Origin of the sequence: Stenotrophomonas sp. ISL-67, from assembly GCF_018612915.1 — a bacterium.
Classification (GTDB): Bacteria; Pseudomonadota; Gammaproteobacteria; order Xanthomonadales; family Xanthomonadaceae; genus Stenotrophomonas.
Genome location: NZ_JAGGRL010000012.1, coordinates 119,530 through 132,864, shown reverse-complemented (window position 1 = coordinate 132,864; position 13,335 = coordinate 119,530). Strand labels below are relative to the sequence as shown.

Annotated in this window: 16 protein-coding genes; 7 read left to right on the top strand and 9 right to left on the bottom strand. The window is 66.0% G+C overall.

The window, feature by feature from the left end; genetic code table 11:
* Nucleotides 1-17: 17 nt before the first annotated feature.
* The 3 genes from J7J08_RS13045 to J7J08_RS13035 form a co-directional block, all read right to left on the bottom strand.
* The gene (locus tag J7J08_RS13045; protein ID WP_214906282.1) at nt 18-281 is read right to left on the bottom strand and encodes a hypothetical protein; all 264 of its coding nucleotides are present in this window, start codon (nt 279-281) and stop codon (nt 18-20) included.
* Nucleotides 282-345: 64 nt separating this feature from the next.
* Nucleotides 346-753, bottom strand: coding sequence for a hypothetical protein (locus J7J08_RS13040; protein ID WP_214906279.1), 408 nt, complete (start codon nt 751-753; stop codon nt 346-348).
* 26 nt (nt 754-779) lie between these two features.
* Complete coding sequence (locus tag J7J08_RS13035) at nt 780-1,052, bottom strand: hypothetical protein (RefSeq protein WP_214906276.1); 273 nt, start codon at nt 1,050-1,052, stop codon at nt 780-782.
* Between the two features lie 327 nt (nt 1,053-1,379).
* Here J7J08_RS13035 and J7J08_RS13030 point away from each other — a divergent pair, with 327 nt between their 5' ends.
* Nucleotides 1,380-2,381 (top strand): hypothetical protein, encoded by a 1,002-nt coding sequence (locus tag J7J08_RS13030; RefSeq protein WP_214906273.1) that lies wholly within the window; start codon nt 1,380-1,382, stop codon nt 2,379-2,381.
* Nucleotides 2,382-2,406: 25 nt separating this feature from the next.
* On the opposite strand, the gene J7J08_RS13025 is transcribed toward J7J08_RS13030, so the two are convergent.
* Genes J7J08_RS13025 through J7J08_RS13015 form a run of 3 tightly spaced genes read right to left on the bottom strand, consistent with a single transcriptional unit; the run spans nt 2,407 to nt 3,702 of the window.
* Nucleotides 2,407-2,715, bottom strand: coding sequence for a type II toxin-antitoxin system RelE/ParE family toxin (locus J7J08_RS13025; protein ID WP_214906270.1), 309 nt, complete (start codon nt 2,713-2,715; stop codon nt 2,407-2,409).
* On the bottom strand, nt 2,700-2,897 hold the full coding sequence (locus J7J08_RS13020) for a hypothetical protein (RefSeq protein ID WP_214906267.1): 198 nt from the start codon (nt 2,895-2,897) through the stop codon (nt 2,700-2,702). Before J7J08_RS13020 ends, J7J08_RS13025 begins: the two co-directional genes overlap by 16 nt.
* 55 nt (nt 2,898-2,952) lie before the next feature.
* Complete coding sequence (locus J7J08_RS13015; RefSeq protein WP_214906265.1) at nt 2,953-3,702, bottom strand: ferredoxin--NADP reductase; 750 nt, start codon at nt 3,700-3,702, stop codon at nt 2,953-2,955.
* A 126-nt stretch (nt 3,703-3,828) separates the two neighbouring features.
* On the opposite strand from J7J08_RS13015, the gene J7J08_RS13010 reads away from it, so the two are divergent.
* The 4 genes from J7J08_RS13010 to J7J08_RS12995 are packed head-to-tail and all read left to right on the top strand — an operon-like array spanning nt 3,829 to nt 7,506.
* Nucleotides 3,829-4,767: an ABC transporter ATP-binding protein gene (locus J7J08_RS13010; RefSeq protein WP_214906263.1), complete on the top strand. Its 939-nt coding sequence runs from the start codon at nt 3,829-3,831 to the stop codon at nt 4,765-4,767.
* Nucleotides 4,764-5,564 carry an ABC transporter permease gene (locus J7J08_RS13005; RefSeq protein WP_214906262.1) on the top strand — a complete coding sequence of 267 codons (801 nt, stop codon included), beginning with the start codon at nt 4,764-4,766 and terminating at the stop codon, nt 5,562-5,564. Before J7J08_RS13010 ends, J7J08_RS13005 begins: the two co-directional genes overlap by 4 nt.
* A 59-nt stretch (nt 5,565-5,623) precedes the next feature.
* A complete protein-coding gene (gene panE / locus J7J08_RS13000) occupies nt 5,624-6,562 on the top strand; it encodes a 2-dehydropantoate 2-reductase (RefSeq protein WP_214906260.1) in 939 nt (312 codons plus the stop codon).
* Complete coding sequence (locus tag J7J08_RS12995) at nt 6,559-7,506, top strand: NAD-dependent epimerase/dehydratase family protein (protein WP_214906258.1); 948 nt, start codon at nt 6,559-6,561, stop codon at nt 7,504-7,506. Before panE ends, J7J08_RS12995 begins: the two co-directional genes overlap by 4 nt.
* A 154-nt stretch (nt 7,507-7,660) precedes the next feature.
* Here the strand turns inward: J7J08_RS12995 and J7J08_RS12990 are convergent, their stop codons facing one another.
* The gene (locus J7J08_RS12990; RefSeq protein ID WP_214906255.1) at nt 7,661-8,476 is read right to left on the bottom strand and encodes a TatD family hydrolase; all 816 of its coding nucleotides are present in this window, start codon (nt 8,474-8,476) and stop codon (nt 7,661-7,663) included.
* Between the two features lie 103 nt (nt 8,477-8,579).
* Here J7J08_RS12990 and hrpB point away from each other — a divergent pair, with 103 nt between their 5' ends.
* A complete protein-coding gene (hrpB, locus tag J7J08_RS12985; protein ID WP_214906252.1) occupies nt 8,580-11,084 on the top strand; it encodes an ATP-dependent helicase HrpB in 2,505 nt (834 codons plus the stop codon).
* 177 nt (nt 11,085-11,261) lie between these two features.
* Nucleotides 11,262-11,651: a hypothetical protein gene (locus J7J08_RS12980; protein WP_214906249.1), complete on the top strand. Its 390-nt coding sequence runs from the start codon at nt 11,262-11,264 to the stop codon at nt 11,649-11,651.
* A 133-nt stretch (nt 11,652-11,784) separates the two neighbouring features.
* On the opposite strand, the gene J7J08_RS12975 is transcribed toward J7J08_RS12980, so the two are convergent.
* On the bottom strand, nt 11,785-12,324 hold the full coding sequence (locus J7J08_RS12975; protein ID WP_214906246.1) for a pseudouridine synthase: 540 nt from the start codon (nt 12,322-12,324) through the stop codon (nt 11,785-11,787).
* 143 nt (nt 12,325-12,467) lie between these two features.
* Nucleotides 12,468-13,250: a methyltransferase gene (locus J7J08_RS12970; protein WP_251006639.1), complete on the bottom strand. Its 783-nt coding sequence runs from the start codon at nt 13,248-13,250 to the stop codon at nt 12,468-12,470.
* Between the last annotated feature and the right edge of the window lie 85 nt (nt 13,251-13,335).

Sequence of the window (13,335 nt, the reverse complement as noted above, 5' to 3'; positions counted from 1 at the left end):
ACGGAACCCTGGGCGATTCACACCGGCGGACCGAACCATATGCACTTGTCATTGACGCTCCAGTCGGGGAGGCATGGATTAGGAGAGACGTATTCCCCGCGCTCAACCATTGCCAGGAGCGCTTCCAGTTCACCGTCGCTGGGAATCATCGATTCTGCAATGAGCTTCAACAGGGTCATCGTGACCGCGTGATTCAACTCCCCGTCTTCGTTGACGCAGTAGTACCTCCTCCTCAGTTTGCCGTTGGGGTCTCTGTGGAAGTCCGCAATCAGCTTGCTCATTTGCTTGTCTGTCGTTTGTGGATGGGGCACTGACTGGGAATCTTCCAATGCTGTGTACGGCACTTCAACCTGCGGCGCGGTCCAGCTCAGCCATGACCCTGGAGAACAAGGCTCTGTCAACATCTGACGTGGCTGCCTCACGCATCACCGGCCCCAGGTGGAACCGCAGCAAATCAATACTTGATTCGTCATCGGGCAGGAACTTCCTGATCTGCGACACGAACACTTCCGCGGCCATGAATGAAAGGAACACCCTGTAGGGCGTACTCGACGCAAATGGAAGCCTGGCCAAGTAATGTTCGGCGAGGCGAATCTGATCGGATCGCTTCCACGACCTTCTGGGCATCAGCTGAAACGCCGTTCCGTAGTGGGGCGCCCCGGCCGGATAGTTCTCCATCAACCAATCCGCTGCGTCGCGGAATGACATCTCACGGATCGACTTCGAATGTTCAATGATCTCGATATCAACCATGGGATCTCGCGTGGGAAGAGCTAAACCTATTCTCCGAAGTATGGCGTCCACAATCTGGCCTCGACATATGCTTTGGCGGCTGATTCATCATTGAAGAATGCTATCTCGTTTGATTCGAGAGCATTGACCCAAGAATAGGCAGGATCAGCCAGCACTTGCTCTAGTTCTTCCCTGAGACTGCAGTAGAAATTTCTACTTTGCTCAAGGTTCCTCTTTAAGGCCAGATTCGACTCTTCCAAGGTGCCGGACACAGAGGAGTTGAGGTAGCTTGAAAGAACAAATTCAATGTGCTCGTACATCGCCTCTCCGACTTCCAGCGCATACAGGGCGTGGCCTTCAGCGATGCACCTGACACGCAGTACATGCCTGCGGACTTTCTGGAGCTGTGCTCCGCGTCGGGCGCTGGCGTGTCTGGCCCAGCCGATCTGCGGGAGTTGTCACAACGCATCGCGAGCAATTATGGCATGTTATGAGAAGAATCATAATTATGGCTTTGACCATAAAACCCAATCATTAGTACGCTTGCCGACATCCACTACTTCCCTCGCGAAGACCTCGTCCACACCGTCCAGCTGGCGCTTGGCTCCGGGCTTACGCATGCCATCACCATGTTCGCCGCGCGGCGTATGGGCAAGACCCTGTTCGTGAAGAACGACCTCATTCCCGCTGCTGAGGCGTGGGGCTGGCGGGCGTGCTACATCGACCTCTGGGTCAGGCGGGACCATCCGGAAGTGGCTCTGGTGGAGGAGCTGGAAGCCGCCGCGCGGCCCAAGGGCCTCCTGGGCAAGGCGATCAAGCCTGACAAGGTGACCGCCAGGGCGGCTTACGCCGGATCAGGCCTCCACGCCGAGTGGACAGAGAGCGGTGCGCAAGCAGACCTGCAAGGCAGGCTCAGAACTGCAATGCAGAATCTGGCACAGGCCAGCACCAAGCCGGTTCTGCTCATCCTGGATGAGTTCCAGACGCTCGCTGCCGGAGTGCACGAGGATTTCGTCGCCTGCTTCCGCGCTTCGATGCTTGAGCTGCAGCCGAAGTTGAAGCTGTTCTTCACAGGCTCCTCCCGCGACGCGCTCAATGAGATGTTCCGCAAGCGCAAAGCTCCGCTGTTTGACGCGGCACTTTCATTGCCCCTGCCGCAACTAGGCAACGACTTCGTTGCCAACCGCGCCCACATCTTCGCCCAGATGACCGGACGCAAGGTTGACCAGGTGGAGCTGGCCAGCGTCTTCGAGCGCATTGCTCGGGTGCCGCTCTATCTCAACCAGATCATCCTGCACATGGTGGTGGGGATCACGTCGGATCCGTGGGACGGCCTGCGTCGCTGGCAGCACGAGATAGGCGAAACCAGTCTGCGCGAGCAGTGGCCGAGGTTGAAACCGATCGACAGGATCATCCTGCAGCACCTGGCGACCAACCAGCCAGAGAGCCTGTTCAGTACGGACTTCAGCGCCATGGTCACGGCTCGACTCGAGGAGAAGAACGCGTGCGATCCCCAGCGGGTTCAAACCGCCGTCAATCGACTGGTGAAGAACCTGGTACTTGCACCCAAGGGTGAAAAGGGCGAGTACGAGATCGAAGACCGCGCGTTGGCAACGTACCTCGCGAGTGGGCCGATTCCAGCCCGCTGAAGCGTCCAGCGCATATGCCCGAACGTCAACCGCCCAGCCGCTCATCGACAGATTCAAGCAGTCGCTTTCCATGTAGAACTGCGAGCACTGCAATCTGGTCAGCACGAATTTCGTAAATGACTCGATAGCTGTAGAGGAAGCGCTCTCGCAGGCTTGTACGGCCAACCTCCGGCACTACCCTGCCAGCAAAGGGATGGACCTCAATCACATCGCCCAGCTCAAACAGCGCTTCGATGATCCGCCTGGCGTGGCGCGGGGAGTCTCGTGCAATGAACTCTGCGATGGCGTCGATATCTTCGAGCGCCTCGCTCGCCCAGTTCAGCGATCGAGCCATTTAGCCAGCCGCTCGCGCGCCTGTTCTGTAGTGTGGACCCGGCCAGCATCTACATCCGCGCGGCCTCGCTGGATCTTCTCCAACACATAGACGTGGTACTGGATGTCTTCGAGCGTGGAATCGTCCGGCAGTTGATTCAGCAACTGGGCGACTTCCTGCTTGGCAGTCACGGGGGGCGTCATGGCGGTAGCTCCGGATCTGATGGGGGCATTCTAGCCCCCTTGCTCGAGCCAAGCGTTACTTACTACTGACGTACTTCTCCCGCCGCACCTGCGGCGTCGGCAACCCCGCCTCCTTCAGCGCCTCGAAGGTCGCATCCACCATGTCCGGGTTGCCGCACAGGTAGGCGATGTCGGTGGCCGGGTTCGGGGCGAATTCGGCCAGGTGCTGCTGCACGTAGCCGTGGCGGACATCCGGATGCGGGTTCTCGGGCAGCTCGCGGGACAGGCACGGCACGTAGCGGAAGCCCGGGTGGGCGGCGGCGAAGGCATGGAAGTCTTCGCTGTAGAGCAGCTCTTCGGGGGTGCGGGCGCCCTGCAGCAGCACCACCTCCACCCCGCGCCCGGCCATGGCGGTGGCCAGCAGCGGCAGCATGGAGCGGTACGGGGTGACGCCGGTGCCGGTGGCGATGAGCAGGTAGCGGGCGTTGTGGTCGCCCGGCATCAGGCAGAACCGGCCGAACGGGCCGCTGGCGGTCACGTGGCCGCCCAGGTCCAGGCCCTCGAACAGGGCCGTGGCGGCGCCGCCGGGCACGAAACTGACTGCAATATCAACGGCTTCGCCCGGGGCCAGGGCGTGGTCGTGGATCGTGGCCAGGGAGTAGCTGCGCTTGGTGGCGGTGCCGTCGGCGTACTCGAAATGGACCTGGATGAACTGGCCGGGCTGGAAATCCAGCGGTTGGCCGTCATCGCGCAGGAACTGGTAATGGCCAACGGTGGGGGCCAGCATGCGCCGGTCGATCAGCTTGAGGGGGAATTGAACAGGCACGAATTTGGGAAACAGTGTGTAGCCGGGGCAGACCCTCGGGGCCTTCTATAATAGCCGCTCCCCCGCCCCTATCCAGCGCCGTCCCTTGGGCGCGAAGGCAAGAGCTTGGCACCCCAGAACACCACCATGTCCAGTACCGCCCCCGCCCTGCGGGTGCGCGACCTCCGCAAGACCTATGACAACGGCACCCAGGCGCTGAAGGGCGTCTCGCTGGATGTTGCCCCGGGTGACTTCTTCGCGCTGCTGGGCCCCAACGGGGCTGGCAAGTCGACCCTGATCGGCATCATCAGCTCGCTGGTGAACCTCAGCGAGGGCCAGGTCGAGGTGTTCGGCAGCGACCTGGTGCGCAACCGCAGCGCCACCATGCGCCTGATCGGGCTGGTTCCGCAGGAGATCAACTTCAACCTGTTCGAGAAGCCCTTCGACATCCTGGTCAACTACGCCGGCTTCTACGGCGTGGCCCGCCCGGAGGCCGAAAAGATGGCCGAAGAGGAGCTCAAGCGCGCCCACCTGTGGGAAAAGGCGCAGGTGATGAGCCGCACGCTGTCGGGCGGCATGAAGCGCCGGCTGATGATCGCCCGGGCGATGATGACCCGCCCGCGCCTGCTGATCCTGGACGAGCCCACCGCAGGCGTGGATATCGAGATCCGCCGCGACATGTGGCGGGTGCTGAAGGAGATCAACGCGGCCGGCACCACGATCATCCTGACCACCCATTACCTGGAAGAGGCCGAGCACCTGTGCCGCAACCTGGCCATCATCAACCATGGCCAGATCGTTACCCAGGGGCCGATGCGCGAGCTGCTGGCCAAGCTGGACGTGGAAGGCTTCCTGTTCGATATCGACGGTGAGCTGCCTGCGCCGCTGCCGGTGATCGAGGGCACCACCATCACCGCCATCGACGGGCACACGCTGGATGTGGACATGCCGCGCGCGATGGATCTGAACCGGGTGTTCGCGGCGCTGAACGCGTCGGGTATCCGGGTGCGGTCGATGCGGACCAAGAGCAACCGCCTGGAGGAGCTGTTCGTGCGCCTCACCGGCAACCAGGAGAACGCGGCATGAGCAGCACCCCAACCCCGGTTTTGACCGACGGCCAGCGCAACCGGATTGCGCTGATGACGATCGTGCGCCGCGAAGTGGCACGCATCCTGCGCATCTGGGGCCAGACGCTGGTGCCGCCGGCGATCACCATGACCCTGTACTTCCTGATCTTCGGTGGGCTGATCGGCTCGCGCGTGGGCGAGATGGGCGGCTACAGCTACATGCAGTTCATCGTGCCGGGCCTGGTGATGATGAGCGTGATCCAGAACAGCTATGGCAACATCAGTTCGTCGTTCTTCGGGGCGAAGTTCGGGCGGCACGTGGAAGAGCTGCTGGTGAGCCCGATGCCGAACTGGGTGATCCTGTGGGGCTATGTGTCCGGTGCGGTGCTGCGCGGGCTGATGGTGGGCGTGATCGTGCTGATCATCGCGATGTTCTTCACGCCGGTGCGCATTCCGCACCCGCTGGTGACGCTGACCACGGTGCTGCTGGGCGCGACGATCTTCTCGCTGGCCGGTTTCATCAACGCGGTGTACGCCAAGAAGTTCGATGACGTGGCGATCGTGCCGACCTTCATCCTGACCCCGCTGACCTACCTGGGCGGCGTGTTCTATTCGGTGAAGCTGCTGCCGACGTGGGCCGAAGCGGCCACGCACGCCAACCCGATCTTCTACATGGTGAACGCGTTCCGCTACGGCCTGCTGGGCACCAGCGATGTGCCGCTGTGGGTGGCGTATGTACTGATGATCGGGTTTGTGGTGGCGCTGACCGCACTGGCGCTGTGGCTGCTCAAGCGCGGCGTGGGCATGCGCAGCTGACGCGATGCAACCGGTAGCGCCGGCCGTTGGCCGGCCCTCACGATAGACGGAGGAAGGCGATGCGTATTCTGCTACTGGGCGCCGGCGGTACCGGCGGTTACTTCGGCGGACGCCTGGCGCAGGCCGGCGTGGACGTCACCTTCCTGGTCCGCCCTGCCCGCGCGGCGCAGCTGGACAGCGAGGGCTTGGTCATCCGCAGCCCTCTGGGTGATGCAACCTTCCCGGTAGCCCACGTCACCGCCGATGCACTGCCTGCGCTTGCCGCAGAGCACCCCTTCGATCTGGTCATCCTGAGCTGCAAGGCTTACGACCTGGACAGCTCGATCGAGGCGATAGCACCTGCGGTGTCGTCACGCACCACCGTGCTGCCGATCCTCAACGGACTGCGCCATTACGCGGCACTGGACGCGCGCTTCGGGCGCGATGCGGTGCTGGGCGGGCTGTGCTTCATCAGTGCGACCAAGGCCGCCGATGGCGCGGTGCTGCACCTGGCGCCAGCGGCGAAGCTGACCTTTGGCGAGCGGGATACGCCCGGCAGCAGTGCGCGGGTATTGGCGCTGGCGGCGGCGTGCGTGCAGGCCGAAGTAGACCACGTCGCCAGCGATGCCATTGGCCAGGAGCAGTGGATCAAGTACACGTTCCTGACCACGCTGGCGGCAGCCACCTGCCTGATGCGGGCAGATGTGGGCACGATCGTGGCGACCGATGACGGGGCAGCGATAGTGCGCGGGCTGTATGCCGAATGCCTGGCCGTGGCCGAAGCGGCGGGCGAGCCGATCCCGGAAAAGGCACAGGCAGTTGCGCTGGCCGCGACCACGCAGGAAGGCTCGGCGCTGAAGGCGTCGATGCTGCGCGATCTGGAGGCCGGCCAGCAGGTGGAAGCCGAGCAGATCGTGGGCGACATGCTGGTGCGGGCGCGCGCGGCGGGCCAGGCGGCACCGCTGCTGGCGGTGGCGTATGCACATCTGCAGGCTTACCAGCGCAACCGCGCGGGATGAGCGTGGTGGCAGGTGAGCTACCGGCACGCGTGCTGGTGTTGGGACTGGGGTACAGCGGGCGGCATATTGCCACCTTGCTGCAATCGCAGGGCGTGGCGTGCAGTGGAACGGTGCGGGACCTTGAGACGGCACCGGAAGATGGGTTGATTCGTCACCGGTGGGTGGCGGGTGCGCTGGAGGATGGCGCATCGGTTGGCACCGCGCTTGGCCGGGCAGAGCCCGGCGCTACGCTGCTGGAGGCGATTCGTTGCGCGGAGGCGGTGGTGTGTACGGTCCCGCCCGACGATGCGGGCGATCCTGCGCTGCGGCTGCTGGCGGCAGAACTGCGCGGCAGCCCTGCGCTGCGCTGGGTGGGCTATCTTTCCTCAACGGCCGTGTACGCCGACCGCGATGGTGGTTGGATCGACGAGGCGTCGGTAGCCGATGCCGTGGATGACACGGCGCGGCGGCGGTTGCTGGCCGAGGCGCAGTGGCGTGCGCTTGCCCGGGACAAGGGCATTGCATCGGCCGTGTTCCGCCTGCCCGGGATCTATGGGCCTGGGCGCAATGCGCTGGTGCAGCTGGCTGGAGGCCGGGCGCGGCAGGTAGTGCGACCGGGGTTGGTGTTCAACCGGCTGCATGTGGAGGATCTGGCCACGGCGGTGGTGGCGGGGATGCGGGTGTCCGCGCCTGAAGCAATGTATCTGTTGGCCGATGACGAACCGGCGCCGCCGCAGGAGGTGTTGGCGTATGCGGCAGGATTGTGTGGGTTGCCGGTGCCGGAAGCGCAGGCGTGGGATGCGCCGGAGGTTTCACCCGCGTTGCGGCGGTTTTATGCGGGCAGCAAGCGGATCGACAGTAGTGCCGCGCGTGAAACGTTGGGGTGGGCGCCGAGATTCAAGACGTACCGGGAAGGGTTGCAGGACGCCCTGCGGTCGGGTCGGTCGACAGACGACCGCCGATAACCGTGATCGGTGCATTGACGCATTGTCACCTCCGGAGAGGCGCCTTCGTTATCAGGTCATGCCTCAATCGGGGTAATCACCGTTATCGGCGGTCGATTGGGATGCGACCCTACCGAGCTGTCGTCGCGTCGTCCGGGCCGGCGGGACGGCCGGGTCAATCCGCGTGCGGGAGGCGGAAGAACGTGCGCGTCGCTGCCGTCGCGTTCGCTGCGGTCAGTTCGACATCCTCGCCCCTGTCCCGCGCCAGTTCTTCGACGATGTGCTTCAGGAACATCGGTTCGTTGCGACGATCCTTCGGCATCGGCTTCAACGAACGCGGCAGCAGGTACGGTGCATCGGTCTCGATCATCAGCCGCTCGGCCGGAATGTGCTTCACCAGCTCGCGCAGATGCGCGCCACGGCGCTCATCGCACAGCCAACCGGTGATGCCGATATACCAGTCCTGGTCCAGGTAATCGAACAGTTCCTGGCGTTCGCCGGTGAAGCAATGCACCACCGCTGCGCCAATGCGGCCGTCGAAGTTCTTCATCTGTGCCATGAAGTCCGCATGCGCGTCGCGCTGGTGCAGGAACAGCGGCTTGCGCTGGCCATCCGCGGCGCGCACCTCACTGGCCAGTTGCAGCTGGCGCTCGAAGGCGCGGTGCTGGGCCGGGCGCGGGGCGAAATCGCGGAAGTAATCCAGGCCGCACTCGCCCACCGCCACCACTTCGGCATGCGCGTGCAGCGCGCGCATTTCGGCGTCGCACTCGTCGGTGTATTCCACCGCGTGGTGCGGGTGCACGCCGGCGGTGGCGTACAGGAAGCCCGGGTGCTGGCGTGCCAGTTCCAGTGCCATCGGCGAATGCTCGCGGCTGGCACCGGTCAGCACCATCTGCACCACGCCGGCCGCGCGGGCGCGGGCCAGCACGGCATCGCGGTCGCGGTCGAAGGAATCGTGGGTGAGGTTGGCGCCGATATCGATCAGTTGCATGGGGCAGCTACAGGGCAGTTGAGCGCGCCATTGTAACGTGCCGCCTGCGCGGCCCCTGCCCGGCCGGCTCGCCGGCCCCGCCGCCGGCCCGTATCCTTGCCGCATGAGTACACCGCGTTTTCCGATTTCCGAGCTGCTGCCGCAGATCGCCACGCAGCTGGCCACGCACCCGCGCCTGGTGCTGGAGGCGCCGCCGGGCGCGGGCAAGACCACCCAGGTGCCGCTGGCGCTGCTGGACGCGCCGTGGCTGGAAGGCCGGAAGATCATCATGCTGGAACCACGCCGGGTGGCCGCGCGCAGCGCCGCGCAGTTCATGGCCCGGCAGCTGGGCGAGGACGTGGGCGGCACGGTGGGCTACCGCATCCGCTTCGAGAACAAGGTCACCGCGCGTACCCGCGTGGAGGTGGTGACCGAAGGCATCCTCACCCGCATGCTGCAGGACGACCCGATGCTGGAAGGCGTGGGCGCACTGCTGTTCGATGAATTCCACGAGCGCCACTTGGCGGCCGACCTCGGCCTGGCACTGGCGCTGGATGTGCAGGCGCAGCTGCGCGAGGACCTGCGCATCGTGGTGATGTCGGCCACGCTGGATGGCGAGCGGCTGGCGCAGTTCCTGGATGCGCCGCGCCTGAGCAGCGCGGGCCGAAGTTTTCCGGTGGCGGTGAGCCACTTCCCGGCCCGCCGCGATGAAGCGCTGGAAGCGCAGGCGCGGCGCGCGGTGGAACAGGCATTGGCCCAGCACCCTGGAGATGTATTGGTGTTCCTGCCCGGCCAGCGCGAGATCGCGCGCACGCAGGCTGCGCTGGAGCAGGCGCTGCCGGGTGATATCCAGGTGCTGCCGCTGCATGGCGAGCTGCCGGTGGAACAGCAGTCGCGGGTACTGCAGCCGGACCCGCAGGGCCAGCGCCGGGTGGTGCTGGCCACCAACGTGGCGGAATCTTCGGTCACCCTGCCCGGTGTGCGCGTGGTGGTGGATGCGGGGCTGGCACGTGAGCCGCGCTATGACCCCAACAGCGGCTTTTCGCGGCTGGATGTGGTGAACATCGCGCAGGCCTCGGCCGACCAGCGCGCCGGCCGTGCCGGGCGCGTGGCCGACGGCTGGGCCTGGCGGCTATGGCCGCAGTCGCAGCGGCTGGAAGCGCAGCGCCGGCCGGAGATCGCGCAGGTGGAGCTGGCCGCGCTGGCGCTGGAGCTGGCCGCGTGGGGCAGCGAGGACCTGCGCTTCGTGGATGCGCCACCGGTGGGCGCGATGGCCGCCGCGCGCGAGCTGCTGCAGCGGCTGGGCGCACTCAGCGATACCGGCGTGCTCATCGCATTGGGCCGGCGCATGCTCACCTTGGGCACGCACCCGCGGCTGGCGGCGATGCTGCTGGCCGCCGGCAACGCTACCGAACAGGCGCTGGCCTGCGACCTGGCCGCGCTGGTGGAAGCGCGCGATCCGCTGCGCCAGGGCGGCGATGCCTTGGCCGCCCGTTGGCGGGCGCTGGCGGCGTTCCGGCAGGGGCGCGTGCCGCAGGATGCCAATCGCGGTGCGCTCGCGGCCATTGATGCGGCCAGCAAGCAGTGGCGGCGGCGCCTGCGCTGCGATACGGCGCCCCCCTCGTCGGTGGAGGCACACCAGCTGGGCGACCTGCTGGCGCATGCCTTCCCCGACCGGATCGCGGCGCGCCATCCCACCGATCCTTTGCGCTACCTGCTGGCCAATGGGCGCAGCGCGCGGCTGTTCGACCCCAGCGACCTGCGCGGTGAGCCGTGGCTGGTGGCGGTGGAACTGCGCTACGAAGCACGCGATGCGCTGCTGCAGCGTGCCGCGCCGGTGGACGAGAACCGGCTGCGCCGCGATTTCCCGCAGCGCTTCCAGCAGGAAGACGTGGTGCGCTGGGACGCGGACAAGCGGGCGCTGGTGGCGCGCCGCGAGAGCCGCTTCGACCGCATCGTGCTGGACAGCCGCTCGGCCGGGCGGGTCGATCCGGCCCAGGCGGCGCAGGCGCTGACCGAGGCGGTACGCGAGCTGGGGCTGGACGCGCTGCCGTGGACCGAGGGGCTGCGCCAATGGCAGGCACGTGCGCTGGCCCTGCGTTCCTGGATGCCGGAGCTGGAGCTGCCGGATGTGTCCGATGCGGCGCTGATGGAAACGCTCACGACATGGCTGACGCCGGCGTTCAACGGCAAGACGCGCCTGGAGGCGCTGGATGAGTCCACCCTGGGCGAGGCGCTGAAATCGCCGATGCCGTGGGCGCAGCGCCAGCTGGTCGACAAGCATGCGCCGGTGCGCATTGCGGTGCCGTCGGGCATGGAGCGGCCGATCTCGTATGCGGTGGAGGCCGATGGCAGCACGCCGCAGCCGCCGGTGCTGGCGGTGAAGCTGCAGGAGCTGTTCGGGGTGGCCGATACGCCGCGCATTGCCGATGGCCGCGTTCCGCTCACCCTGCACCTGCTCTCGCCCGGTGGGCGCCCGCTGCAGGTCACCCAGGACCTGCGCAACTTCTGGGCGAACACCTATGCCGAAGTAAAGAAAGAAATGAAGGGGCGTTACCCGAGGCACCCGTGGCCGGATGATCCATGGACGGCCAGCGCCACCCACCGGGCCAAGCCGAGAGGGACGTAGAGCCACGCCCTGCGTGGCCGTGGAATGTGTCTGGCACCGCGTTCAGCCACGCAGGGCGTGGCTCTACATCGCTGTTGCAGATTGGTTATGGTGGTGACCACCCCGCGACTGGCGGATAACACGCCCTACACGGCCCCCGCGCGACACTGGATGCCGAACCGAGGCAAAGGACCCCCAATGAACAGACTGACCGTGATTACCGACCGCGCCCTGGAGCGTGCACTGGATCTGGCAAGCAGCGCCGGCGACGGCCTGAAGCACGCCGGCAGCAACCTGCGCTACCTCGGCCCGCAGGCAACCGACTGGATCAAGACCGGTGCAGCGCTCGGCGCGGTGAAGACCGGCAGCAAGGTGGCCGCCAAGGCGGTTCGCCGAAACCCGGCTGCAACCATTGCGGTGGCGGCGGTGGGCGTGGGCCTGTTGGGCTATGCGCTGTACCGCAAGCAGCAGAAGAAGAAGCTGGCCAACAGCAGCGTGGTGAATGGGCAGGCCGAGCGCATCAGCGCGCGCAACCGGCGCAACACCACGGTGGTGGATGAACACAGCGATATTGGTAGCGACGCCTGATCAACCGGGCGCGTGGCAGGACCCGAAAACCGCCGGCACGTCCGGCGGTTTTTCGTTGTAATCAGCGGTAGAGCCACGCCCTGCGTGGCTGCGCACGATGCCGACACCGCGACCAGCCACGCAGGGCGTGGCTCTACGCTTCTACCTGGTGCCATTGGCCGGGTTGCAGGCCGTCCAGGCGGTGCGGGCCCATGGCGACACGTACCAGGCGCAAGGTGGGCAGGCCCACCGCCGCGGTCATGCGCCGTACCTGCCGGTTGCGTCCTTCGCGCAGGGTGATGGCCAGCCACGCATCCGGCACGGTCCTGCGGAAGCGCACCGGTGGGGTGCGCGCCCACAGTTCGGGCGTTTCCAGTCTTTCAACGCGCGCAGGCAGGGTCGGTCCGTCATTCAACTGCACGCCCCTGCGCAACGCCTGCACCTGCGCGTCGCCTGGCGTGCCTTCCACCTGCACCCAATAGGTCTTGTCTTCCTTGTGGCGCGGGTCGGTCAGGCGATGGGCGAGCCTGCCGTCGTCGGTGAGCAGCAACAGGCCTTCGCTGTCGTAGTCCAGCCGCCCTGCCGCGTACACGTCAGGCGGCAAGCCGAAGCCGGCCAGCGTCGCGCGCGGCGGCTGGCTGCTGTCGGTGAACTGGCACAGGACGTTGAAAGGCTTGTTGAAGGCGATGAGCATGGGTGGGGCAGGAGCGGCGGTGCGCCATTGTCCCATTCCATGCATGCCGATGCCCATGTACCGACCAACGGTCGGTACGTACCAACGGTAGCGCCCGCAGAGAACGGCATGAGCCGCCAGGACGCGTTGGTGGGACGGCCGCGTTATTTCACGAAGCGCAGGGTCATGCGGTCGCTTTCCCCGATGGCCTGGTACTTCGCATCATCGGCGGGCTTGTGGCTGTTGCTCGGCGGCAGCGTCCACACCCCGTTCGGGTGATCCTTGGTATCGCGCGGGTTGGCATTGATCTCGCTGCTGCCGGCCAGCTTGAAACCGGCCGCTTCGGCCATGGCGATCACCTGGGCCTGACCCACGTAGCCGCTCTTATCGTCGGCCGGCACGTCGGCCTTGGCGCGGTGTTCCACCACGCCGAGCACACCGCCGGGCTTGAGCACGCTGTAGAAGCCCTTGAACATGCCCTCGGCCTGGTTGGCGCTGCGCCAGTTATGCACGTTGCGGAAGGTCAGCACCACGTCGGCCGAATTGTCAGCGCCGAACGTCGGAGCGTTGGGGTCGTACGGGACCACCTTGGCCTTGTCATACGTGGCCGGGGCGCCATCGAACTTCTTCTTCAGGCCATCGATCTGGCGCTGCTGGTAATCGCGGCCCTTGCCTTCGGCCACGGCCTGGGGGTCGACCACGGCGGCGACGTAGGTGCCCTTGTCGCGCAGCAGCGGGGCAAGGATTTCCGAATACCAGCCGCCGCCGGGGGTGATTTCCACCACGGTCCTGCCCGGCTCCACGCCGAAGAACGACAGCGTCTGCGCCGGATGGCGGTAGGCGTCGCGCTTCACGTTGGCCGGGTCGCGGCCCTTGCCGTCGACGGCGGCCTGCACCGCGGCGGTGATGGCCGGCTGCGCGTTGGGACCGGCCGGCTTGATCGCCATGGCGGGGGCGGTGAGCAGCAGCGTGGAGACGGTGAACAGGCAGGCACAGCTGAGCGAACGGGCTTTCATCGGATCACCTACGGTG